We start from the raw sequence: 25,617 nt of genomic DNA, 5'->3' as shown, positions 1-25,617 counted from the left end.
TTTTGGTACTATTTTATATCACCCCTTCGCCTGTCGGCACTTCCCCTAAAAGGGGAAGTATAAATGTTTAATTTTGCGGAAAATTACGGGTTGTTTCCCTTGAAGGGAAACTGTCGATAGACTAAAGGGTGGTTTTGTATCCATCGTTATCGATGCGGTGAAGACTGGTTTTGGAAACTTAAATGACTTAAACAATTCATACTTCGGTGCTCTGTACCTCATTAAAAAAAATTGGCCTATGTTTCTATAAATACTTCGCAGCTCTGCTGCTTCGCCAGGGAAGAGTTAAGGTGCGTAGCACCACAGTATTTATAGCAAGATTAATTGAAGAGAAGCGAGGTACAGCGTACCGAAGGATAAGACGGTATAAATGCCCCAGGTTAAAATCCAAGGCACAAGAAAAATTCTGCACAAAGCATTTCCTTTTCGCACAGCTAAAGCTTATAACGGATTATAAGAAAAGAAAAATCCCGAACTCAAAAGCTCGGGATTTTCTTCTAACCACTATTTACTAACCTAAATCTAATTCTATGAAACGAGAAAGAAAATTGAATTTTAAAAAATGAATAATTGAAAATTTAATTTTCTTTCGGCTTCCATATCACCTTGATATGATAATCATTTCGATATGAAAAAACTTTTTCTGTTTTGTACATTACAAATGTAGCTTAGAAATGTGCAAAATGGTCTGAACAAAAGTTAAGGAAGCTTAAAAGGTGGGGTTTTGGTACTATTTTATATCACCCTTTCGCCTGTCGGCACTTCCCCTTGGAGGGGAAGCCTTTGAATTAAGGTATGCAGAAAAATATGAGTTGTTTCCCTTAAAGGGAAACTGTCGAAAGACTAAAGGGTGAATTGGATAATTCATTTTTCTAAACCTAAAATTAAGCTTAGCGAAAATAAGTTTTCTATTTTCGTATCTCTCTTTTGAAAATAGGATCATTGTCTTCGCGCTTGAAATGACTTGTAATTTTTTCCAGTACTTTATTAAGCTCTTTTAGTTCTTTATTTTTAATTCTTAGTACTGTGATTCCCATATTCTTTAGAATTTCATCGCGATTATGATCTTTTGCTTTTTGAAAATCATGGATTTTTCCATCTAATTCAATGGCTAGTTGTTCGTCTTTGCAGTAAAAATCAGGTATAAAGAAAAAGTATTCATTGACATTCGAATCATAAACAATTGCATGTTGCCTCAGAAACTTCCGTCCTTTTAGTTGTCGCCTTCTAATATGTCTCCAAAGTACTTGTTCCGCAGGGGTAACTCTTTTTCTAAGTTTTTGCTTAATTTTTTTAATTTCTGCGTACTTCATAATGGAAGAAACTGTATTCATCATTCTTAATGATTCGAATATTTTCAGGTTGATTTTTCCCTGTGAGTGAAACTGCCGACAAACTATATGGTGATTAATCAGCCAATGACATTAAAGAAATGAAGAAAAATTAATAGAATTATTATGAAACCAAAACCTAGAAATCCATTATCTGATCTCTTCGATATTTCTATGTAAGAAGGTAATTTCTCTTTACGAAATATTGAGCGAATAACTTCCACGCTATATCTTATGATTCCTCCTAATAATTTTTTTAAAAAATAATCCATAATATTGCTTTCAACCCTATTTGAAAAATCACTCACTTACTCTTTCGAATTCCTCAAAAAAGCCTGCACATATCTCAGTTCTGCATAAGTGTATTTGCTTCCTAAGGCTTCCTTAACGGGATTTATGGTGTCGGTACCATGAACTTTAAATTGTTTTTTGATGTTTTCAATTTTATCAGATTCAACAAAATCTTTTAAATCGAGCATGCCCAGGCCAACGTAATGTGCCAGATGCGATTCTATAGTAGTTTGCGAAAGATTACGAAGTGCGGAAATTTCCCTTACATTTTTTCCTTCCTTAAACATATCGTAAGTCACTTCTTTTGTATTGGGCTTTTTGACTTTTACTTCGGGTTCTGGTGCAAAATTAAGCATGCCCAAACCTTTTTCCTGCCTATATTCCATTACTAACTTTATTACATCAGCTCCATATCGTTCTATTTTCTTTTTACCAAATCCTTTTACCGATTTAAGCTGTTCAGCTGAGCATGGCAACATGTTGGCAATATCGACCAAACTTCGTTGCGATGCAATCATGTATGCAGGGGCACTCATCTTTTCCGAAAGTTCTTTTCTCCAGTTTTTTAGTTTTCGAAGTAAGGCGGCATGTTCCACGTTTTCATCTACCACATCGCGTTTTCTTTTTGCTCTGAACGAGTATTTTTCGAGATGTGCCTTGGCCCTGATATCCAAATAGGAATCCAGCTTGAAGCCTTCGAAACAGGCTTTTATACAAGTAAGTTTTACCGATGTTAGTTCGTACAATTGTTTGATGTATTCAGCAATGACTTTTTCAATGGCTTGATTATCGGTATCCAGTGAATAATCATTAAGAACTGAAAATACGTGTTTGTCTAATTTATCAGCAAAATACTTACATCCTTTGCTGATTCTTTCCTGTGCTTCCTTATTATCATCTAATTTTTCGTTGCCAAAGCAGTAATTTTTTAAGCTTGGCACAAACTTATCGCCAACAGTAAGAATATCGGTTTGGAAATCGGCAAAACCGGTTTTGATCTTTTCTGGCAGATTTCCCTGGAAAGCTTTCAGGTTATCCTGCAGTTGCCTGTTTAAATTTCGGTAAATCCTATTGATATCGGAATAGGAAAACAACTCCTCCAGCAGCTGAAATTGGAATTGTCTTCTTGCAATTTCCAACTGTTCCTGTTTGGGAGGATTATTCTCGATATATTGGGTAAACTGAGAAACAGAACGATCGCAAATCATTCCACTTTCGCTTAATTTTGATTTGAGTACCAATCCTTCCAAAGACTTGCAGCGGCTTAAGGCGACATAAACCTGGCCGTGGGCAAAGGCGGCATTGGCATCGATAATCGCCTTCTCGAAAGTTAAACCCTGACTTTTATGAATGGTAATGGCCCAGGCCAATTTTAAGGGATATTGGGTAAATTGGCCAACAACATCTTCCTGAATTTCTTTCGAATCCTGGTTGATGCTGTATTTTATACTTTGCCACTCTTCCGGGTGAACTTCAATCTCGGAATCGCTGCCATCGCATTGTACCAAAATGGCATCTTCATTGAAACCTGTTACGCTTCCAATTTTACCATTGTAAAATAGCTTTTCAGGCGAACTGTCGTTTTTTACAAACATTACCTGGGCTCCAACTTTCAGTTTCAAATCCTGATCGGTAGGATAGGAATACTCTGGAAATTGTCCGTCGATTATCGCACTAAAGGATTCTGTTTTACTATTGAGTTTCCCCAACTTTTCATCATTAATTTTTTGTGCCCTGGCATTGTGTGTAGTCAGTGTTATGTAACCCTCTTCCTGATTTGGGTCAAAATTGGGGAGGTATCTTTTTTCCAACTCCATGAATGAAGAGCGGGATAGTTGGTTGTTTCTGATTTCATTAAGAATTTTGATAAAATCCTGATCTTTTTGGCGGTATACATGCTTTAATTCGATACTAATGTGTTGGCAGGATCGAAAAGCACGACTGCTGAAGAAAAACGCAGTTTCGTAATGCTGACTCAATAAACTCCACTCTTCGTTTTTAACAACAGGAGGGAGCTGCTGCAAGTCACCAATCATTAAAACCTGCACTCCTCCAAATGGCAAGTTCCGATTTTTGAATTTGCGCAAAACTTCATCAATTCCGTCCAATAAATCGGCTCGAACCATACTAATTTCATCAATAATCAGGAGGTCTAGAGATTTAATCAGGTTGATTTTTTCCTTCCTGTACTTTCGTACCGAGGCTTCATTAGCATTTGCTTTTTCGTTTAGGATCTGCCCGGGTAGAATTGGACCAAATGGCAACTGAAAAAAGGAATGAATGGTTACTCCACCAGCATTTATGGCAGCAACACCAGTTGGTGCAACTACTACCATTCGTTTAGGCAATTCGGTCTGAAGCTGTCTAAGAAATGTTGTTTTACCAGTACCAGCCTTTCCGGTCAGGAAAATGGTTGTATTGGTATTTCTTACAAATTGGTGCGCGAGTTTGAGTTGTGAATTTGATTCCATTTGATACAATTCTTTAGAACAGGAAGATACCATATCCCGCAAGGAAAATTACGGTATGATCCTTTTATGCATTTTTAAAATGGTTAAGAAGAGAAGTGTTTTGAATGGTAATTGCTTTTAAAAATACAAAACATAATTCACTTTAAGCCACGAATTGTCCTTTATTTAATCAATTTCAACAATTTTATTTTTAACGGCGTACATTACCAGCGAAGTAGAGTTTTTACAACCCGTTTTACTCAATAGGTTCGCACGGTGGCGATCTACTGTTCTATGGCTGATAAAAAGTTGTTCGGCAATTTCTGCATTGCTGAATCCATCGCAAATCAATTTTAAGACTTCCAGTTCACGTGTGGAAAGTTTTACGGCATCGGTTCTTAATTTTTGTAGCCTCTTTTGATCTAGTATATCTACCAATAGCTCTTGCGAAAAGTACGATTTTCCGGCAATTACAGCTTCGATGGCAGCGATCAGCTCATCGGCATCCGAATTTTTCAGGAGAAAACCTTTTACACCGGCGTCCAGCATTTGGTCGTAATATTCTTCTTCACCGTGCATCGAAAGAACAATCACCTTTAGGTCGGGATATTTTTCCATGGCAATTCGAGTGGCTTCAATGCCATTCATTTCGGGCATGTTGATATCCATTAAGGCAATATCGATGGGCTCATTTTCTGCCATTTCCAGAAACTCTTTTCCGTTCGAGGCTTCATCAATTACTTGGATATTTGGGATATTGCTTAACAGGAAGCGCAATCCGCTTCGAAACATCTTGTGATCATCAACAATTATTACCTTATTATCTTCCATTTCGAATTATAAATTTATTTCAACAACGGCCATCATGCCACCGCGTTCTGGATTACTTTTAATTTTATGCGTTCCGTTTAAGGATCTAATGCGACTTAAAACATTGTAAAGTCCCATTCCACTAGAGGTTCCTGCATTAATTTTTTTCGAATCAAAGCCAATGCCATCATCAATGTAAATTAATGATAATAAATTGCCTTCGAGTGCAAGGTTAATTTCAATATTAGTGGCTTTGGCATGTTTAATCGTATTGTTGATTAACTCGGTTACCACTCTAAAAATAACAACTTCTACCTGGTGATTCAAGCGCACGTTCATGTTTTCGGCATAAAAACTAATGTTTATGGCCTGCGAAACATTAATCTTATTGGTAAATGATTGAATTGCTTTTTCCAGGCCAAAATCATTTAAAATATGAGGGCTCAGGTTGTTCGATATTTCTTTAATGCTTACCAACGCCTCGTTTACGGCATCTAATGATGCGGTAATGATATTCTCTTTATCGTTGTCTGTTTTTACTTTTCCCAAAGAAGAAAGGTAGAGATTAATGCTCGATAGTAATGGACCAATGGAATCGTGCAGATCGGTAGCAAATCGTTTACGTTCGCTCTCTTCGGTATTAATTACTGCATTTAGAATTTTACGTTCGGTTTCCTGTCTTTTACTGATATCGGTACCAACCGAAAGAATTAATTTACTATCCTGAAGTTCAATTAAGCTCAGGTGAATTTCTACAGGAAATGTGCTTCCATCTTTTCTTCTTTGCACCGACTCGAAAGAAATCGAAGGGTTGGAAGAACTTAATTTTTTACGATAAGAGTGCAGTTCTGAACTACTGTGATTCATATCGATTTCACTGTAATTTAGCTCAAGCAATTCACTTTGCTTATAGCCCAACCATTTGCATGCGGCCGAGTTGGCATCAAGTATGGTGCCATCGGTATTGTAAATCAGGATTTCGTCTGATGCCTGTTCAATTAATGAGCGCCAGCGTTTTTCCGATACCCTGAGTTTTTGCTCTTCTTCCCTGATTTTTTCTTCGGCAATTTTACGCTGATTGATATCGATAAGCGTTCCAACCATATTTAATGGACTACCATCTTCTGCATAATCCAGAATTTTTCCTTTGGCTTTAAACCACATCCACGATTTTTCTTTATCGCAAATTCTAAATTCAATGACAAACATTTCGCTTTTGCCCATTCGGTTTTGTTTGTCTTTTTGTTTGATGATAATAAGATCTTCAGGGTGAATAAGTTTACAAAGTAAATCTCGCGTATCTTTTGCGGTAATGGAATGGTATCCAAGTTTGTCCCAAATGATTTTACTGATAAAAATTTTACCGGTTTTAAAATTGTGTTCCCAAACTCCATCCGAATTGGAATCGAGCATGTGCAATAACCTGTCGCGGCTGCTTTTTAGCTCTTCGTTGGCATGTTCAAGGTTTTCGGTTCTTTCTTTTACCAGTTCCAAAAGGTTATGCCTGTGATGCTCAAGCTCCCTGTTTTGTTTCACAATTTGCTCGGTTTGCAATTCCAGTTTTTCATTGGCGAAAATAATTTCCTTGGTACGCTCGGCTACTCTTCGGTCAAGTTCTTCATTAATTTTCTTCAATCGCCTTTCGTTACGTTCGCGTTTAATAGTGGTGTAGCGAAGAATAAAAACAATTACAATAATGAAAATCCCAATAACAACCAGTGAAGTTTGGTATTGCTTAATAATAGAAGGTGGCTGATTGCTGATAAAACTACCGCTAGGCAATTGTTTTGGCAAGATTTTGAAGCGTTTCATCTGCTCAAAATCGAACTTGAATTGATTGTATCCCCGGCGAATAATCGGAATTTGTGAAGCATTCTTTCCACTTAAAATTCGCAAGGCCGATTTGGCAGATAGTTCTCCTTGTTTATAGCCACTCGTTATCATTCCACCTACAATGCCTTCGTTAAAGTAAAACTCCCAGCTACTGTAAATGGGCAAATCGGTGGCTTCACGAATAATTTCGATATTCTCCTGGTAAGAGATGTAATTCCCTTCTTTGTCGCGACTAAAATTAATCAGGTAGATGATACTTTCCGAATCGAGGTTTTCCACCTGGAAAATCAATTCATCAATGGATAAATTTTCCAGGAAAATGAGCTTGGCATTTGTCTCGATCTCCGACCAAAAATCACGAATGTTATTTCGATTTAGTATGGCCGATTTGGTCTGATTGTCGTTAATTACCACCAATTGTTTTGTATTGGGATGCAATTCAAGCGCAATTTCGATGGTTTTTCTGGAGTCAATCTCTTCGGTAACACCTGTGATCTGATCAATCCCTTGAATTAACTTGTTCTCAAACTGATCGATCCCACAAAAAACAATTGGAATTTTGTTGAAATATTCCTGGTAATAGGTTCTTGCAAAATCCAGGGCATTGTTATCGCAAACAATGATCACATCGAAAAGGTTTTTCTGGTGTTTTAAATCGTAAAGTTTTGCGAACTCAGCCAAATATTCAGCTTCCGAATGCCTTTTGGTATCCATGTATTCAAAGATGATTTCCACATCATCGTGCTTATCGAAAACGGATAAAATTCCGGCACTTACATTATCGGTCCAATTTAAGCCCTGGTGATAGGAGTGAAGAACCAGAACCTGCTTTTTCCTGGCAGAAGTTTTAAAACTGCATAAAATGATGGAAACACTAACGAGTAGTATTCCTAGTGATATTTTTCTTAACAAGTTCATTTTCTTCTGGTAATGTAGGCTTTAATTTAGCTGAATGTTTGGAAAGATACAAAGCTTAATCATGATTTACTATGCTGTAAAATACCCATTTTTAAGATCGATTATAAAAACAAAAGGCTGAATCAAATTTGATTCAGCCTTTTTGATGTATTTTTTTGTTTGGATTACAATCCTAACACTTGAGTTCCTTGTTTAAAGATCACATCTTTAGGAATACCAGCAGAGTTTACACGATCCAAATCGTTTTGAAGATCTTCACGGATAAATCCTCTCTCAGCAATCATTTGTTTTGCCAATTCGTAGTTGCCATCACCCTGAACAATAAGGATTTGTCTTCCCAATTCGTTCATAGCTGCTTTCATTTTTTCGAAATCAACCTTGTAAGTTCCGGTTTCTGGGTTTCTGGTGAAAGCACCTTGTTCTTCGAAGAAATAGAAACGCATCATGTTTGCTTTCCCGTGAGCACTTGCAGCTCCGAAACGAACCGAACGGAAAATACCAGCCATGAAAGTTACATAGTTATCCATTAGCTTGCTCTTGTCCATTTCGCCCCACTCAGCCATCTGAGTAATCATGTACAATCCTAAAATATCAGCTTTTCCTTCTTCAATAGAAGTATAGGTATCTTTTAGAGCCTTACGTACGCTTACTTTATCTTTTAAAGTGTAGTTAATGCCCAATCCGTGAGCTACTTCGTGGAACATTACATTTTCGAAGAAAGCATCGAAAGTAACGTTTTTACGCTGACTTTCGTCGATCAGTAAATCAGAAATTGGAAGTAAGATTTTGTCGAATTTTGCTTTCATAGCATTTTTCAACTGAAGCTTTCTACTTCCTTTTGCAGCGTGTACACGTGGATCGTTTGGTAGGTTAATAGCAATGTTCTTGCTACCTGCATTACAGTCACCTGCGTAATAAATTACGTCATAAGCATTCATATCTGCATTGGCATTTGCTTTTTCAGCTTTGTACTCAGCCGGTACAGGAAGACCTTCTTGTAAGCGTGGAAGTAAAGCAGCAAATTTCGATAATTTTTCGCTCCATGCTTTGTCTTTCACCAAAATCTGGCCAGAGTGAGAAGCTTTGTAACCATACAATGCATCTTCGTAGGTTTCGATTGGACCAACAACAAAATCAATGGTATTCGATTTCATGTCCATCCAAGCCAAATCAGAAGCCAAATAGTCATCTGTCAATAATGCTTCGGCACGTAGTTCAAGGTAGTTTTTCAAGCCAGCATCTTCGGCCAATTCAGCTGCTTTTCTTAGCAATTCAGCAGCTTTCTTAGTTTGTTCAGGATATACCTGGTGGTAGGGAGCAACTTTTAGTTTGCCATTTTCATCGCGAACAATCTTTGTATACCAGTCGGTTTTCATTTCATCCTCGATTGCCTCAAACTCCTCAGGAGTCATGTCTTTTGGATAAAAATTAGCACCTTTTGGTTTTGCATTAAATCCGTTAAGGAATGGCTTGTTGTCATCTAATCTGTCCCAAGGGCCATAGTTAATTTTTGAGTATGCAATTTCAGCAGGATCAGTTAGCTGAGAAAGAAATTCTGTTTTGTCTCCAATGGCATCTTTCCAGAATAATTCTTCCATGATATCAGCAACCTCAATTAAGATTGGAAGCATTTGCTTCTCTTTTTCGGTAAGGAGATTTAAGTCGGTGGTTAACTCGAATTCAGCATACTGATCTACCAGCTTCTGAGTAGGAGAAACCACAACTTCTTTCTTTTCTTTTTGATTACAAGCTGCAAGGCCAATAATAAGCCCCAATAGCAATGTAATAGATGCGATTTTTTTCATTTTTACAATGATATTTAGTTAGAAAATGTTGTTTTGGTTTTTGAAATAAGGGTAAAAGTCAATCGATTATATTTACCTTGCATGATCTTTCAAAACACTCAAAAATACAAGCAAAGAATTGTATTATCAAGATTTATGTATCTAAAGCATATAGTTTTGATTTTTTATAAACAACAAACAAAGCAATCATGAATGTAAAATTCGTAATTACCAGTTTGCTTGCAGTAAGCTTTATGCTGCCTGTAAGTGCAAAAAAGAAAAAGGAAGAGAAAAAGTCATACCAGTTTAGCATTGAAAAACAGTTGGATGCAACTCCGGTAAAAGATCAGCACCGTTCAGGTACTTGTTGGTCTTTTGCAACGGTTTCCTTTATCGAATCGGAATTGTTGAGAATGGGCAAGGGAGAGTTCGATTTGTCAGAAATGTTCATTGTGAACAGAAATTATCACCTAAGAGCAAAAGACTATGTACGTTTCCATGGCAAGAAAAGCTTTTCGGCCGGAGCCGAAGGATGGGATGCCATGAATGTGGTGAAACAATTTGGAATGATTCCTCAAGAGGCTTATACCGGAAACACCTTTGATGAAACTTTGCCGGTTCATGGAGAGATGGATGCAGTGCTGAAAGCCTACGTAGATGCTGTGGTAAAAAACAGGAACAGGAAACTCACACCGGTGTGGATGAAGGGATTCGATGGGATTTTGGATGCTTACCTGGGGAAAATTCCTGAGACTTTTACATACAAAGGAAAAGAGTACAGTCCAAAATCATTTGGTGCAGAATTGGGAATCAATCCCGATGATTACATCACCATTACATCTTATAATCATCATCCATTCTATGAGTCTTTTATTTTCGAAGGTCCTGATAACTGGTCTTTAGGAGAGGTTTACAACCTGCCAATGGATGAAATGATGGAATGCGTAGATCGAGCTATCGAAAATGGCTACAGCATTGCCTGGGGAAGCGATGTAAGCGAGAAAGGTTTTGCTTTTAGAAAAGGAGTTGCTGTGGTTCCTGATACTGAAGTAAAAAATATGGCTGGTTCGGAAATTTCGAAGTGGCAGAATATGAGCAGAGACGAAAAATCGGCATACGGAACCGAATATCCTGTAAAGGAGAAAGAAATTACGCAGGAAATGCGCCAAAAGGCTTTCGATAACTATCAATCGACCGAAGATCACCTGATGCACATGACTGGGATTGCAAAAGATCAAAACGGAACAAAATACTACCTGGTTAAAAATTCATGGGGAACCGATATGAACTCTTACGAAGGATATTTTTATGCTTCGAAGGCATTTGTACAGTACAAAACTGTTGGTTTACTGATGCACAAAGATGCAATACCTGCCGAGATTAAAAAGAAATTAGGATTATAGCCTTTTTGTAAATAAAATGAATTGAATGCGTTCCATTGGAGCGCATTTTTTGATACAAAAACACCTCCTCCCAGCGTGGGAAGGAGGTGAAAAAAAAGTCTGAGGAAAAAGACTTCCTCAAACAGGTATCTTTAATCGAACTTAGCTTATTACTCAATTTTTACTTTATCGGTAACAACGTAGTAACGAGGATCATCAATATCGCGTATGATTACTGTTCTTAAATGGTCATCGGCACGATGAAGCAATTTAATACAGTCTTCACTCAAATGTTTTAGCTTAATGGTTTTACCAGCATTTTCGTATTTCTTTACCAAATTGCTGATCGCCTCAATTCCTGAATGATCAGAAACTCTCGATTCAATAAAATCAATTTCAACTGATTCAGGATCGTTGGCAACATCGAACTTGTTCATAAAGGTAGTAATTGATCCGAAAAACAGAGGACCCCAAATTTCGTAAACTTTGGTTCCATCTTCTTTCATGGATTTACGAGCACGAATCCTTCTTGCATTTTCCCACGAGAATACCAATGCACTCACAATAACACCTACAAGTACGGCAATAGCCAAATCAAAAATCACGGTTAAACCGGATACCAAAATCAAAACAAATGCATCCGATTTTGGAATTTTATTTAAAATGCGGAAGCTCGACCAGGCGAAAGTTCCAATTACCACCATAAACATTACACCCACCAGGGCTGCAATAGGTACCATTTCGATATAGGAAGCTGCAAATAAAATAAATGCCAATAGAGTTAGGGCAGCAACGATTCCTGACAATCTACCTCGACCACCAGATTTCACGTTAATTAGTGATTGTCCGATCATTGCACATCCACCCATACCACCGAAAAATCCGGTTACGATATTGGCCGCACCCTGCGCCATACACTCACGGTTACCATTCCCACGACTGTTGGTAATCTCATCAAGCAAGTTCAAGGTCATCAGCGATTCAATCAAACCAATTGCAGCCAAAATACAGGCATAAGGAAGAACAAATGTAATGGTTTCCCAGTTTAAGGGAACCATATTAAACAGTTGAGACTGGAAAGTAGGCAAACCTCCTTTTAAGCCAGATCCACCACCATCTCTAATGAATGACCCTACCGTACTTACATCCAATCCACCAAAAATTACAATGGCCGAAACCACAACAATACCCGTTAAGGCTGCCGGAATTTTAGATGTTAATTTTGGCAGGAAGAACATAATTGCCATGGTTAGCATTACCAGGCCAATCATGGTATAAAGTTCGGTACCATGTAACCATACCGCTTCACCAGCTATTTTTTCGGTAAACATTCCCAATTGAGAAAGGAAAATAACAATTGCAAGACCATTTACGAATCCCATCATTACAGGATGAGGAATCAGACGAACGAACTTACCAAATTTGAATACACCGGCAAGAAACTGAATAACACCCGTAAGAACAATGGTTGCAAACAGGTAATTTAATCCCATATTTTCGACAGGAGTAGCCATGGCCATTCCCATTTCGTTACCTTCTTTTACAAGGCTAACCAATACTACGGCCATTGCACCGGTTGCACCCGAAATCATACCAGGACGACCACCAAATACCGAAGTAATTAATCCGATCATAAAGGCTGCATATAAACCTACCAAAGGATCTACACCTGCTACAAATGCAAACGCAACTGCCTCTGGCACCAAAGCCAAAGCAACGGTTAAACCGGATAAAATATCATCTTTAGAATTCTTAGCTTTCTTTTTGAAAAAATCTACCATGTTTTAAAACCTAAAATTTTGATTAAGGGCGCGAAATTAGGCTTTTTGTTTGAACTGGCATGCACTTTATATCAATAAATTGTAAATAATTTGAGCGAAAACGATGGAGAGACAATGAATTAAGATTTGAAGAGGCTAAGATTCAAAGCTTGTAGAAAATATTTTTTTCTGCTATTCCGAATTTCCTTAAATTGATATCAACAAAACAATCCTGATTTAAACACTCTTGCCCGTAAGGGAATATTGGATTTTAGATTGATAAAAATTGATTTATCAGTAAGAGATGAAAAGAGTAATTAAGGACTATAAAAGCATTGGAATGGATTTGTTACAATTGTTAATCAATTCTTTTCCTGATGGAATTTATGAAGACGATTTAATAAGCATTACAAAGCCAGACGGCAAGAAAATTAATGTGGTAGAATTGCGCACCGATGATACGGTTTATCTAATTAAAATGGACAAGGAAATGCAGTCGCAAATGGATTCATTTACAGGTGATTTTGAAGGTTTGGATCCTTATTCAGACGGATATAGGGATAATCCTTAGCTGCTCTGTTTGGCCAAAACCTGCTGTACAGTTGCAATAATGCCATTCTTGTCGTAACCGCATTCTTTGTAAAGCTCTTGTTGAGTTCCTTGCTCTACCCACTTGTCAGGAACTCCAAGACGTTTTATACTGCTTTGGTAGCCGTGATCGCTCATAAATTCCAATACTGCCGATCCCAATCCGCCTACAATACAACCATCTTCGAGTGTAATGATTTGTTTGTGCTTGGCAAATACTTCGTGAAGCAGATCTTCATCAATTGGCTTCAGATATCTCATGTCGTAATGCGCAATCGACATGCCTTCTTTTTCCAGTTCTTCGATGGCATCCATCGCCTCGGTACCAATGGCACCTATCGATAGGATGGCCAAATCTTCACCATCTTTAAGCTTTTGACCTTTACCAGGCGGCAAAATCTCAAAATCTTTTTTCCAATCGATATTTCGACCTTTTCCGCGAGGATAACGAATGGAAAACGCACCCATATTTTCCTGTTGAGCGGTAAACATGAGGTTACGCAACTCTATTTCGTTTAATGGAGCAGCAATGGTAAGGTTTGGAATGCAACGCATAAATGCAAGATCGTACACCCCATGATGGGTTGCACCATCGGCTCCAACCAATCCACCTCTATCCAAACAGAATACCACATTTACACCTTGTAAAGCCACATCGTGAATTACCTGGTCGTAAGCGCGTTGCATGAATGAAGAATAGATGGCACAGAAAGGTATTTTTCCCTGGGCAGCCAAACCGCCCGAGAATGTTACTGCATGCTGTTCTGCAATTCCCACATCGAATGCTCTTTCGGGCATGGCTTCCATCAACATATTCATTGAGCTACCGGTAGGCATTGCTGGGGTTATCCCAACAATTTTATCGTTGGATTTTGCCAGTTCTACCAAGCTTTCCCCAAAAACATCCTGAAATTTTGGAGGCTGGGGACCATTGTTTTTGGACTGGATAATCTCACCCGTTTCTTTATCGAATTTGCCCGGTGCATGCCAATAGGTCTGATCAATTTCGGCTTGTTTAAAACCTTTTCCTTTTTTTGTAATGCAATGCAGGATTTTTGGTCCTGGAATTTTTTGTAGGTCGTTTAAGACTTTCACCATGTGATTTACATCATGACCATCTACCGGACCAAAATATCTAAAGTTTAATGCTTCGAAAAGGTTACTTTGCTTTAGTAAAATGGTTTTAATTCCATTTTCTACCTTTTGAAACAGTTTTTGAGTGTTTGGATTAATTCTGTTGAACTTTCCAAGTATTCTCCATACATCGTTTTTAACCTTGTTATAGGTTTGCGATGTGGTGATATCCAAAAGATAATCGTTTAAACCACCTGTATTCGGATCGATGGCCATATTATTATCGTTCAGGATCACCAAAAGATCGGCATTGTTACAGGCAGCATTGTTCAATCCTTCGAATGCCAATCCTGCTGTCATAGATCCATCGCCAATAACTGCTACAGTTTTTCGATCAGTTTCACCTTTTAACTGGGCTGCAACTGCCATTCCTAAGGCAGCCGAAATAGAAGTTGATGAGTGTCCAACGGTAAAAGCATCATATTCACTTTCCTGTCTGTTTGGAAATCCACTAATTCCTTTGTACTGACGATTGGTGTGGAATGCATCTTTTCTTCCCGTAAGGATTTTATGACCATAAGCCTGGTGACCAACATCCCAAATTAGGTTATCGTATGGAGTATTTAAGACATAGTGGAGAGCAACGGTAAGTTCAATTACACCTAAGCTGGCTCCAAAGTGTCCAGGGTTATTCGATACTTGTTCGATAATCTCTTGTCGCAGTTCAGAACATACCTGAATCAAATCATCTTCAGAGATTTTTTTCAAATCTTCCGGATAATTAATCTGATCCAATAATTTTTTATCTGACTGCCCCATGTATGAATTTCCCCCTTTTTGTCGTTCTTAAATATTGCACGAAGATAGTAAGAAACTGTTTAAATTTTAATACATCATTTAATTATGCATGTTTTTCGTTCAAACAGCCTTAAATTTTCTCAATTTCATGATGCACATAGCTCTTGAAATTACATCGAATAGTTCAAAAGCCATCATAATTCTTTTTTTTGAATAAAATCTGAACTGTTTCTATCCAAAATTCCCGTGTATTCTTGGCATGGTATTCGTGTATAAAACGCTGTATTCTTATATTTGTTTACAGAAGCTATAGTTCCATTACTAATTAAAGTACAATTTATAATGTTCAAAAAATTAAGCCCATCAATATTCGCCTTACTACTGGCGATAAGTCTATTTTCTTGTGTGCCAACCCGTCAGTTTCAGGAATTGCAAAACAAACAGGCCAATTGCATGGAAGAATTGGAAATGCAAAAAGAAAAGAATTTGGAGTTGAGCGAAATGAATAACGAGCTCAATGGAAAGTTGGAAGTGCTAAATGGAAAATACGATCAAATTTTATCAGACACTGTCGCACTTTCGAGACGCTTGCAATCGGCTCGTGAACGATTAAGCAGGGCAGAAAGAAGCAATCGCGATTTATTGGATCAATTGGCAGGCATGCAGGCAGGTAATGCCAGGGAAACAAAAGCCTTGTTGGAACAGATTCGTAAAGCACAAAACGATTTACAATTGAGAGAGGATGAGGTTTTGACCCTTGAGAAGGAGATGGATGCCCGAAAAAGAAAACTGGATGCTTTGCATGCAGAACTGGGCAGGAGAGACCAGCGACTTCGTGAATTGGAATCGGCACTAAGAAGGAAAGATGAGGCTGTAAAAGCTCTAAAAGATAAGGTGATGAGTGCTTTAACTGGTTTTGAAGGCAATGGCTTGTCGATCAGTACCAGGAATGGAAAAGTATATGTTTCGATGGATGAGAAATTGTTGTTCAAATCGGGTTCGTACCAGGTTGATCAGCGTGGAGTTCAGGCTTTGGGACAATTGTCGAAAGTGCTGGCTCAAAACAAAGATATCAATGTAATGATTGAAGGACATACCGATAATGTTCCTTATAATGGCAGCGGTGTATTAAAAGACAATTGGGACCTGAGTGTGAAACGAGCCACTTCCATTGTCAGAATCATCATTCAAAACAAAGGAGTTGCACCCAAAAGACTTACTGTTGCAGGTCGCAGCAAATACATTCCGGTCGAAAGTAATTCTACTTCGCTTGGCAGAAGCAAAAATCGCCGAACAGAAATTATTCTGACACCAAAATTGGACGAGTTGTTTAAGATTTTGGAGAGTAATTAAATTGTAGCTTCAAGGCTCAAGCTTCTAGCTTCAATTGGGAAGTGCAAAAAGTTTAAGTATGAAGAATTTTAAGAAATTAACGGTTTGGCAAAAAAGTATGATTTTGGTGAAAAATGTTTATTCACTGGTAAACGTTTTGCCTAAAGAAGAGAAGTACGGATTAAAAAGTCAAATCACAAGATCTGCAATTTCTATCCCAAGTAATATTGCCGAAGGAAGTAGCAGATCAACTGATAAAGATTTTAAAAGATTCCTCGAAATTGCTCTCGGTTCTTCCTTTGAATTGGAAACGCAATTGTTGTTGGTGAAAGACTTAAAGTTATCTGATAAAGAAGTAGATGGCATTATAGAACTTGTTCTTGAAGTACAGAAAATGTTACAATCTTTAATAAAGAAACTCTATTAATAGAAAAGATCTTTGAAATAGCTGTGGGCTGTATGTTGACAGCTTTAAAAATGCATATAACTGATCAAACCAGTGAAGTTCAAAAAATGCTTCAGGCATTGATTGGTAAATTGAAATAATAAGCCAGATATTAGTTGCACAAGCGTTGCAAGCATGTTCTTGAAACTTGTAACTTGAGGCTTGAAGCTAAATTTAATATTATGAGTCTAAATAAATCCATCATCGGCATGGTGCATGTGCAAGCCTTGCCCGGAACACCAAATAGCAAGCACGATATTAGTGAAATTTGTGATATGGCAGTGCAGGAAGCCAAAACTTATGCCCAAGCAGGCCTTGATGCCATCATGATTGAGAACATGCACGATGTTCCTTATTTAAAAGGAGCGGTTGGACCCGAAATTACTGCAAGTATGGCTGTGGTGGCTAAAGCCATTCGTGAAGCGGTTGATTTGCCATTGGGGATACAAATTCTTGCCGGAGCAAACAAAGAAGCCCTGGCTGTGGCAAAAGCGGCAAATTTTCAATTTATCAGGGCCGAAGGATTCGTATTTGGTCATGTAGCTGATGAGGGCTACATTGACTCGTGCGCAGGTGAATTATTGCGTTACCGTAAGGCAATAGGGGCCGAAGAGGTTAAAATTTATACTGATATTAAAAAGAAACACAGTTCGCATGCCATTACTTCCGATGTGGATATTGACGAGACAGCAAAGGCAGCAGAATTCTTTTTGAGCGATGGTGTAATTGTAACGGGCTCTTCTACCGGCAAGGCGGTATATTTGCACGAACTGAAAAGTTTAAAGGACAAAGTAAACTTACCTGTTTTAATAGGATCGGGCGTTACCGCTGATAACCTGGCTGAATATTGGGAATATGCTTCGGGATTTATAGTAGGTTCGCATTTTAAGGAAGATGGATTTTGGAAGAATCCGATATCTGAAGAACGACTCAAATTGTTTATGGAACAGGTGAAGCACTTAAGAAAGTAAATCCATAGCACTTGATGATATGATAAAAAGTCTGAGGGAGAGATCTCTTGGACTTTTTGTTTTTTAGGTAGTGAATGTTTCTGATTTAGAGGGGATATATCTATTGTAACGAGAAAATTCGTTGAACAACGAGAAAAATAGTTAAGCAACGAGAAAAATAGTTGGCCGAACGAAAAAAATAGTTATATTTGATTTGTCAACTAGATTCATGGTAAATAAAAAAGGCAATGTAATGCATACAAAACGACTAACGAAACGGGAAGAGGATGTGATGAAAATATTGTGGAATGCCGGTAAGGGTTTCGTAAAGGACTTATTGAAAGAGCATCCGGAACCAAGGCCACATTACAATACTTTTAGCACCCTAATTCGCGGATTAGAGGAAAAAGGATTTGTAGCGCACAACTCCTATGGGAATACACACGAATATTATCCCGTGATCACTAGAGAGGAATATCGGAAGTTATTCATTAAAAATGTGGTATCGGACTATTTTGAGTCTTCCTACAAAAGTGTGGTTTCCTACTTTGTAAAGGAAGAAAAACTAAATGTTGATGACCTTAAGGAGCTCATTGATCTGATTGAAAAAAAAGAAGATAAAGAGTAAGCTATGATCGAAATGTTTTGGGAATATCAAATTAAAGGTGGAATTGTTCTGGCCATATCAGTTCTTTTATATGTGCTGGTATTATCGAACGACCATTTTTACAAACGCAACAGGTATTGGCTAATTGGTAGCCTTTTATTGCCATGGATTGTGCCATTGCTTGCCATGCCTGTATGGGTTAAAAAACTAATCTTTGCGAACGAAAGCGAATTTGCACCCGTGCAAAACCTGGTATTTGGAGCCCAAAACAATTCTGATGCACCTATGGTCGTAAATCAATTTTCCTTTTCAGCAGAACTATTGGGATTTGCTTTGTACGGATTGATTAGTTTAGTTTTCCTGCTTCGGCTTTTATATGGCTATCGGTCCATTTGGAGTCTGAAAAAGAAAGCTAAATCAAAATCCTATAAAGGCTTTTCGTTGGCTGTTTTGCCAGATTCAAATCTGGGGCCGTTCTCATTTTTCAGGACCATATTTATTTCTGAAGACTTAGAGGAAAGTAAAGACAGGCAACTGATTTTAGAGCACGAAAAAACCCATTGCGCCGATTGGCACTCTGTTGACCTTAGTTTAGTTGAATGCATGCTGATTTTTCAGTGGTGGAACCCTTTTGCATGGTGGTTACGAAGTTTAATTGCCAATAATCATGAATTTTGTGTTGACAACATCATGCTAAAGAGTGTGCCCGATCCGAAAGATTATCAATACTCCTTACTGCAGCTTGTGCGACAGCAGGGACAAAGTCACTTGGTTAATAATTACAATCAAAGTCTAACTAAAAAAAGAATTATAATGATGAACAAATTAGATAATCATAGAACCATAGATCGATTTAAAATTTTACTGCTACTGCCAATTTTGGCCTTTAGCATGTTGGCATTTACCAATCCAGAGCCAAAAGCTACGGATTCGATGGAAAAGAAAGCTGAAAAGACCATTTCGAGTAAATTGGATTTGCAAAAATATATTGCCAGAAGAGTGAAATATCCGCTAGTAGCGCAAGAGAGCCACACAGAAGCAAAAGTAATTGCTCTTGTTAAGGTGGGTGACGATGGAAAAGTAAAGGATGTGGTAATTGCAAAACGAAAGAAAAAGAGTGCGGTGAAAATTGAAGAGGTAGTAATTACCTCATACAAAACTGCGGGAACTAAACTGGCCGATAAGCAGAAAGGGATAAAAAGTCTGGAGAAAGAAACACTTCGAATTCTAAATGCCTTGCCGCAATTGACCAAGCAGGAATGGATTGGGCAGGAACTTCAGTTTCAACTTCAATTCAGATTGCAATAGAATAATTTAGAGATCAAATAGATTAAAAAGAGCTGCCAATAGGTAGCTCTTTTTTTGTGCATTTTTTTTCCAGGCTCAATCGGTCATTTTCAACAAAAAACTATTCACATGTCGATGCCAGCACCAGCTTTGTCGATGCTCAGCTATCGTTTGTCGATATCGCTTGTGAATCAGAATTGTACGATATAAATTATGAAACAATAATAATATTAAAGTCGAGAAATATGAAAAAGTTAAATTTATTACTCTTTTGTTTTGCATTGTTTTATGCTTGTGATGATCGTCAAACTGAAATAGAAAAGAAAGAAGATAATTCTTTGATAGAATATAAAGTAGTTGATTCATTTAAATTAAATAATGATGCTTTGCTAAAAGCAATTAGGCAAAAAGCTGATATGAATAATTGTATGTTTGTTTCATTAAATGAATATAGCACGAAATCTACTGAAGAGATTGTAACTTGGGATTTTGAGGATGCTACAATTTATGAATATGACAATTCGGATGTAAAAGCAATTTTGGTAGAAGGATGTGGAAGTTCTGCAAATAAATATACACTTGCCTCTTTAATAAATTCAGATAATAAGATTTCTGAAGAAAGTATTTTCATATCACAAGAATTTATTTCAAATCAGGAAGTTATAACGGGGATTTATAATGATAACTATGACCTCCTTTTTAAAATTCATATAAAAGATGAGGAGATACTTTCATTGACAACTTTTAATGATATTGAGAATTTGTCCAATACAAAAGGTTGGTTTGGAAGGTGGGGAAAATGTATTGGAAGAGCAATGGATAGAATGTCTAGTGGTACAGTTGCTGGTAGTGTTGAGGCAATGTTTTGTGTTGCATTTGGACCATCATGTGCGATCGGAACAAGTATAGGTTGTGCTGGAAGAGCAACTTTTTATAATTATTAAAATAAAGATCATGAACAATTACCTTTTTATCATTTTAACAGTATTGCCATTCGTATTAATAAATATGTTTGCAGGGATTATTCCTGTATATACAATGCTCTACTTTATTGTTCCTTATTTGATAATAATATTAGTTATAAGATTAAGGTTTTTAAAAATGAGTTGGAAAGATTTTTTTAAATGTTTCATACCCTTTACAGGTCTTACATATCTAAAAAAAATCTATTTGGATTAAGCTTTAGTCAGGAGATAGAATAAATCAAACAATGCAAGATACCTACGCTATTTGAATAAGTCGTGTAATGGTTTTAATTTCTTCATACAATTTGTACAGTGGTATTGAAAAGACGATTTCAAATTGCAAATATGCATACTCTCTCATTGTTGTGGTCTTATTTTTGGTTTGATATATTTTGAGTTAAAAGATAAACTAAAGTAGAAAACCATTTTTATGACCAGTATTCCTTGTACTTTGGTGTTGTCTTGTCTTCAGAAAAAATAATTAGGAGAGAAGGGGGCTGCTGCAGCTGTTTATTTTGCTTGTGCAGTCTCTTGTTTATAAAAATCTACATATTATGAAATACTTGTTTAACTATCGTCTAATAATTACTTTATTTCTGATAGGTTTCCTGTTGAAAATTTCAGCTATAATGGTTATTGCTCCAGAAAATATACACTATAAAATTTTAATTTCTATAGGATCTGCCTTTGATATTGTTGGATTGATTGTATTGTTCTCAAGAGAACAAAAGAAAAGTCTAGAAAGACAGTAAGTAAATATCCTAATGCCATTTTTATTAATAAAAAAAGCTGCCCTCTGGCAGCTTTTCCTCTATTATATGGTCATAATATCTTTCTCTTTTTCTGAGAGCATGGCGTCAATTTTTTACCGTAGTTGTCGGTCATATTTTGCATTTTTTTTTTGGACTAAAGTTAAACAAATGTCGATTCTGGCATCAGTTCTGTCCATATCGCTTGTGAATTGGATTTATTCCGTACAGTTTATTAACCCAATAGTATTTATTACTTTTAATAAAGATTACAAGATGCATGAAACGTATTTAAAAATTTGGCATTACTTATCGTTTGGATTGATTCTTTGGCTTCTAGGTGCATTTCATTTAAAATCCTACTTGTCGATTGGATGCTTGGTTTTCTATTTTCTGGGATTAATTGCCATGCTCTATAATCGGTTTTTTAAAAAAAGATGATAAGACTATAATAAAATAAATAATAGAAAATGATTGGATTCGAATTGAAATTAAATGGGGAAAAAACCTCTGCTTCAATAGAAGATGGTGTTTTGTCTTTAATAATTACCAAGCTAACAAACGAGCATGAAGATGCGATAAACCTTGATTTTTCGGGCTTGAATACAAAAGACCACGAACATATTTATTGGCTAAGTAAGCAGCTAAAAGATGGGGATGAACTCACCATTAAAATTAAAAACATTGAAGAGCTTTCAACTCCTGTAAAAATGAAGAAAATCCATAAGAAGTTAGAAAAGGATAGGAAGTTGGAAAACTACTACTCTTTAAAGAAATCATTAGAAGCAGAAGGTCTGATTTAATGGTTGGAATTACTTCCCATTATTCAATGATAGGAAACTAAGTTTAGGAAAGATAAAAGCCAATATAAAGCAAAAAAAAAAGCTGCCTACTGGCAGCTTTTTCTCTATTATATGGTCATAATATCTTTCTCTTTTTCTGAGAGCATAGCGTCAATTTTTTTACCGTAGTTGTCGGTCATATTTTGCACTTCTGCTTCAGCGTCTTTTTCAAGGTCTTCAGATAAACCTTCTTTAATCAATTTCTTCAACTCAACGTTGGTATCGCGGCGAGCATTACGAATACTTACTTTTGCATTTTCGCATTCTGCTTTCGATTGTTTTACCAAATCGCCACGGCGTTCCTCTGTTAAGGCAGGAATATTGATACGGATAATTTCACCGTTGTTATCAGGGTTGAAACCCAGGTTGGCATTCATAATGGCCTTTTCAATAGGAGAAATCATCGCTTTTTCCCAAGGCTGAACAGCAATTGTTCTTGGGTCTGGTACACTAACATTAGCAACCTGTGCCAATGGAGTCATACTACCATAGTAGTCTACCATAACACCGTTTAACATGCTTGGACTAGCTTTTCCAGCACGAATTTTAAGTAACTCTTTTTCAAGATGGTCAACTGCAGCTTCCATCTTTTCCTTTGCATCATCCAGATACATTTGAACTTCTTCGGTCATAGGAGAAAGATTTTATTGTAATTATTGATCAATGTATGTGTTTACAAAAATATAAATTTTTAGCTATTGGCTTTATGTGTTTCGCTCATAGTGCTCCATAAAACATGCTAAACGAATTTAACTTCTCTTAAAGATACTATTTTTATTTGCTAAGAGCCAATAGCTAAAAGCTTAATTATGAACTACAGTTCCAATGTTTTCTCCTTCGATTACTTTCTTTAGGTTACCTTTGGTATCCATATCAAATACAACAATGTTCAAGTCATTTTCTTTACACATGGTTGTGGCTGTAAGGTCCATAATACGCAGATTTTTGTTGTAAATCTCATCGAAAGTAATGCTTTCAAATTTGGTTGCTGTCGGATCTTTCTCAGGATCTGCAGTGTAAATACCATCTACACGAGTTCCTTTTAGCATGGCATCGGCTTCAATTTCGATACCTCGTAGCGATGAGCCTGTGTCGGTTGTGAAATATGGGTTTCCTGTTCCTGCCGAGAAAATGGTTACGTAACCTTCTTCCAGGTAATCAACAGCTTTTTGTTTCGAATAAAACTCTCCAATTGGTTCCATTCTAATGGCTGTAAGTACTCTCGATTTACATCCGATTGCATCCAGGGCAGAATTTAGGGCCAGACTGTTGATAACGGTTGCCATCATTCCCATTTGGTCTCCTTTTACACGATCGAAACCTTTGGCTGCTCCGCTTAAACCGCGAAAAATGTTACCACCGCCAATTACAATACCTACCTGGACGCCAAGTTCTGTAATTTCTTTAATTTGCTCTGCATAATCGTTTAATCGTTGCGAATCGATTCCGTATTGTTGTTCTCCCATTAACGATTCGCCGCTTAATTTTAAAAGTACTCTTTTGTATTTAGCCATTTTTTTATCAGCTGTAAGCTTCAGATTTCAATCCTCAAGCTTTGGTTATCTATTTATAGCTGTAAGCGTCAAGCCATCAGCTTCAAGCATTCTAAAGTTGTGAAAAATTATTGAAAAAGACACAAAAAAAGAGTTCCGAAATAGGAACTCTTTTTATATGTAATAATAATTGTATTAAGCATTTAGGGTGAAGCGCTTCATTTCAACCACAGTTAAATCTTTGTCAGCTTCAGTAAGGTACTGCTTAACAGTTTTCTTACCGTCCTTAACGAAGTCCTGGTTTAATAAAGTAACTTCTTTGAAGAATTTACCTAAACGACCTTGAGCAATTTTGTCAAGGATCTGCTCTGGCTTACCTTCAAGACGAGCTTTTTCTTTACCAATCTCTAGCTCTTTAGCTACAACGTCAGCAGGAACTGCATCTTCGTTAATCGCGATAGGAGCCATAGCTGCTGCTTGCATTGCAACGTCACGACCCATTTGATCTTCAACATCTTTGTTGAAACCGATCAAAGTAGCCAATTTGTTACCTGCGTGGATATAAGCAACTGCTGCTTCAGCTTCGATTTTATCGAAGAAGCTCAAATCAATTTTTTCACCGATCACACCTGTTTGTTCAGTAACTTGATCAGCGATAGTTCTACCATCCATTTCGATAGCTTTCAAAGCTTCAAGGTCAGCTGGCATGTTTGCCAATGCAAGATCAAGGATTTTACCTGCGAACTCAACGAAACCATCGTTCTTAGCAACGAAGTCAGTTTCACAGTTCAAAGTAATGATAGCACCTTTTTTCTTGTCTTCAGAAACTCTTGCTAATACAACACCTTCAGTTGCTTCTCTGTCGGCACGTTTGTTAGCAATTGCCATACCTTTTTTACGAATGATTTCTACTGCTGCGTCAAAATCTCCTTCTGCTTCAGTAAGAGCTTTTTTACAATCCATCATTCCTGCGCCAGTTGCTTTACGCAATTTGGCTACGTCTGCTGCTTTAATAGACATGATATTTAGAATTTTTTTATGTGAATAAATTAATTACTCCTTATCATTCTTTTCTGCTTCAGTAGCTGGAGCTTCTGGTGCAGCTGGAGCTTTTTCTTCTTTGGCTGCTGCCTTTTTGATTTTTGCTGATTTCTTATCTGCAGATTCTTTATCTTTCTCTACTTTTCTTTCAGCTAAACCGTCTTTAATTGCTCCGGTAACTTTATCAAGGATAATAGAAATTGAGTTAGAAGCATCATCGTTCGCTGGAATTACGAAATCAACACCTTCTGGGCTTGAGTTAGTATCTACCATAGCAAATACAGGAATACCCAAACGGTTAGCTTCTCTCACTGCGATGTATTCTTTCATTACATCAACTACAAACAAAGCTGCTGGTAATCTGGTCAGATCAGCAATAGAACCTAAGTTCTTTTCTAGCTTCGCTCTCTGACGAGAGATTTGTAGTTTTTCTCTTTTAGAAAGGTGGTTGAAAGTTCCATCAGCTTCCATTTTGTCAATAGAAGTCATTTTCTTTACTGCCTTTCTGATGGTAGGGAAGTTAGTTAACATACCACCTGGCCAACGCTCAGTTACATATGGCATGTTTACAGCACTTACTTTTTCTGAAACGATAGCTTTTGCTTGCTTTTTCGTTGCAACAAAAAGAATTTTTCTACCTGATTTAGCAATTTGTCTCAATGCTGCTGCAGCATCGTCAACTTTAACCGCTGTTTTGTGTAGGTCTATAATGTGAATTCCGTTACGCTCCATGAAAATGTAAGGAGCCATTTTAGGATTCCATTTTCTTGTTAAGTGACCGAAATGACATCCGGCTTCTAACAATTCTTCAAATGTAGTATTTGACATTTTTTTGTTTTTTTAATCGTTTACATTCATTTTATGGCAATTGTCAAGTAGTTCGAAAA

General features: G+C 37.2%; 20 protein-coding genes. 9 read left to right on the top strand and 11 right to left on the bottom strand.

Annotated features, from left to right (window positions below):
* Positions 1-908: 908 nt before the first annotated feature.
* From ELS83_RS18205 to ELS83_RS18185, 5 genes are all read right to left on the bottom strand, one after another.
* Positions 909-1,337 carry an endonuclease domain-containing protein gene (locus tag ELS83_RS18205; RefSeq protein WP_216616675.1) on the bottom strand — a complete coding sequence of 143 codons (429 nt, stop codon included), beginning with the start codon at positions 1,335-1,337 and terminating at the stop codon, positions 909-911.
* Positions 1,338-1,639: 302 nt separating this feature from the next.
* A complete protein-coding gene (locus ELS83_RS22485) occupies positions 1,640-4,093 on the bottom strand; it encodes a helix-turn-helix domain-containing protein (RefSeq protein ID WP_171596974.1) in 2,454 nt (817 codons plus the stop codon).
* A gap of 165 nt (positions 4,094-4,258) precedes the next feature.
* Entirely contained in the window at positions 4,259-4,903 is a 645-nt protein-coding gene (locus tag ELS83_RS18195; RefSeq protein ID WP_171596973.1) for a response regulator transcription factor, read from the bottom strand.
* A 6-nt stretch (positions 4,904-4,909) separates the two neighbouring features.
* Positions 4,910-7,633: a sensor histidine kinase gene (locus ELS83_RS18190; RefSeq protein WP_171596972.1), complete on the bottom strand. Its 2,724-nt coding sequence runs from the start codon at positions 7,631-7,633 to the stop codon at positions 4,910-4,912.
* Positions 7,634-7,797: 164 nt separating this feature from the next.
* Entirely contained in the window at positions 7,798-9,438 is a 1,641-nt protein-coding gene (locus ELS83_RS18185; protein WP_171596971.1) for a dipeptidyl-peptidase 3 family protein, read from the bottom strand.
* 188 nt (positions 9,439-9,626) lie between these two features.
* Between ELS83_RS18185 and ELS83_RS18180 the strand changes: the two genes are divergently transcribed.
* Positions 9,627-10,820 (top strand): C1 family peptidase, encoded by a 1,194-nt coding sequence (locus ELS83_RS18180; RefSeq protein ID WP_171596970.1) that lies wholly within the window; start codon positions 9,627-9,629, stop codon positions 10,818-10,820.
* A 149-nt stretch (positions 10,821-10,969) separates the two neighbouring features.
* Here ELS83_RS18180 and ELS83_RS18175 read toward each other — a convergent pair whose 3' ends face one another.
* Positions 10,970-12,580, bottom strand: a complete 1,611-nt coding sequence (locus tag ELS83_RS18175) for a SulP family inorganic anion transporter (protein WP_171596969.1) — start codon at positions 12,578-12,580, stop codon at positions 10,970-10,972.
* A 283-nt stretch (positions 12,581-12,863) separates the two neighbouring features.
* Between ELS83_RS18175 and ELS83_RS18170 the strand changes: the two genes are divergently transcribed.
* The gene (locus ELS83_RS18170; protein WP_171596968.1) at positions 12,864-13,130 is read left to right on the top strand and encodes a hypothetical protein; all 267 of its coding nucleotides are present in this window, start codon (positions 12,864-12,866) and stop codon (positions 13,128-13,130) included.
* On the opposite strand, the gene dxs is transcribed toward ELS83_RS18170, so the two are convergent.
* The gene (gene dxs / locus ELS83_RS18165) at positions 13,127-15,040 is read right to left on the bottom strand and encodes a 1-deoxy-D-xylulose-5-phosphate synthase (RefSeq protein ID WP_171596967.1); all 1,914 of its coding nucleotides are present in this window, start codon (positions 15,038-15,040) and stop codon (positions 13,127-13,129) included. The genes ELS83_RS18170 and dxs overlap by 4 nt on opposite strands.
* A gap of 321 nt (positions 15,041-15,361) precedes the next feature.
* Here dxs and ELS83_RS18160 point away from each other — a divergent pair, with 321 nt between their 5' ends.
* From ELS83_RS18160 to ELS83_RS18130, 7 genes are all read left to right on the top strand, one after another.
* Positions 15,362-16,372 carry an OmpA family protein gene (locus ELS83_RS18160; protein WP_171596966.1) on the top strand — a complete coding sequence of 337 codons (1,011 nt, stop codon included), beginning with the start codon at positions 15,362-15,364 and terminating at the stop codon, positions 16,370-16,372.
* A 58-nt stretch (positions 16,373-16,430) separates the two neighbouring features.
* Entirely contained in the window at positions 16,431-16,778 is a 348-nt protein-coding gene (locus ELS83_RS18155; RefSeq protein WP_171596965.1) for a four helix bundle protein, read from the top strand.
* 200 nt (positions 16,779-16,978) lie between these two features.
* The gene (locus ELS83_RS18150; RefSeq protein ID WP_171596964.1) at positions 16,979-17,767 is read left to right on the top strand and encodes a BtpA/SgcQ family protein; all 789 of its coding nucleotides are present in this window, start codon (positions 16,979-16,981) and stop codon (positions 17,765-17,767) included.
* 232 nt (positions 17,768-17,999) lie between these two features.
* Positions 18,000-18,374, top strand: a complete 375-nt coding sequence (locus tag ELS83_RS18145; RefSeq protein WP_171596963.1) for a BlaI/MecI/CopY family transcriptional regulator — start codon at positions 18,000-18,002, stop codon at positions 18,372-18,374.
* 3 nt (positions 18,375-18,377) lie between these two features.
* On the top strand, positions 18,378-19,661 hold the full coding sequence (locus tag ELS83_RS18140) for a M56 family metallopeptidase (RefSeq protein WP_171596962.1): 1,284 nt from the start codon (positions 18,378-18,380) through the stop codon (positions 19,659-19,661).
* A gap of 224 nt (positions 19,662-19,885) precedes the next feature.
* A complete protein-coding gene (locus tag ELS83_RS18135) occupies positions 19,886-20,584 on the top strand; it encodes a hypothetical protein (protein ID WP_171596961.1) in 699 nt (232 codons plus the stop codon).
* Positions 20,585-21,824: 1,240 nt separating this feature from the next.
* On the top strand, positions 21,825-22,157 hold the full coding sequence (locus ELS83_RS18130; protein WP_171596960.1) for a hypothetical protein: 333 nt from the start codon (positions 21,825-21,827) through the stop codon (positions 22,155-22,157).
* A gap of 107 nt (positions 22,158-22,264) precedes the next feature.
* Here ELS83_RS18130 and frr read toward each other — a convergent pair whose 3' ends face one another.
* From frr to rpsB, 4 genes are all read right to left on the bottom strand, one after another.
* Entirely contained in the window at positions 22,265-22,828 is a 564-nt protein-coding gene (gene frr / locus ELS83_RS18125) for a ribosome recycling factor (RefSeq protein ID WP_171596959.1), read from the bottom strand.
* Positions 22,829-22,999: 171 nt separating this feature from the next.
* Positions 23,000-23,710, bottom strand: coding sequence for a UMP kinase (gene pyrH, locus ELS83_RS18120; protein WP_171596958.1), 711 nt, complete (start codon positions 23,708-23,710; stop codon positions 23,000-23,002).
* A gap of 174 nt (positions 23,711-23,884) precedes the next feature.
* Positions 23,885-24,709: a translation elongation factor Ts gene (gene tsf, locus ELS83_RS18115; protein ID WP_171596957.1), complete on the bottom strand. Its 825-nt coding sequence runs from the start codon at positions 24,707-24,709 to the stop codon at positions 23,885-23,887.
* Between the two features lie 33 nt (positions 24,710-24,742).
* Positions 24,743-25,558, bottom strand: coding sequence for a 30S ribosomal protein S2 (gene rpsB / locus ELS83_RS18110; RefSeq protein WP_171596956.1), 816 nt, complete (start codon positions 25,556-25,558; stop codon positions 24,743-24,745).
* Positions 25,559-25,617: the final 59 nt, after the last annotated feature.

Source organism: Marinifilum caeruleilacunae (assembly GCF_013141825.1).
In the GTDB taxonomy this organism is placed as follows: domain Bacteria; phylum Bacteroidota; class Bacteroidia; order Bacteroidales; family Marinifilaceae; genus Marinifilum; species Marinifilum caeruleilacunae.
Note: the sequence above shows the minus strand (reverse complement) of the source record. Positions and strands in the feature narration are given on the sequence as shown.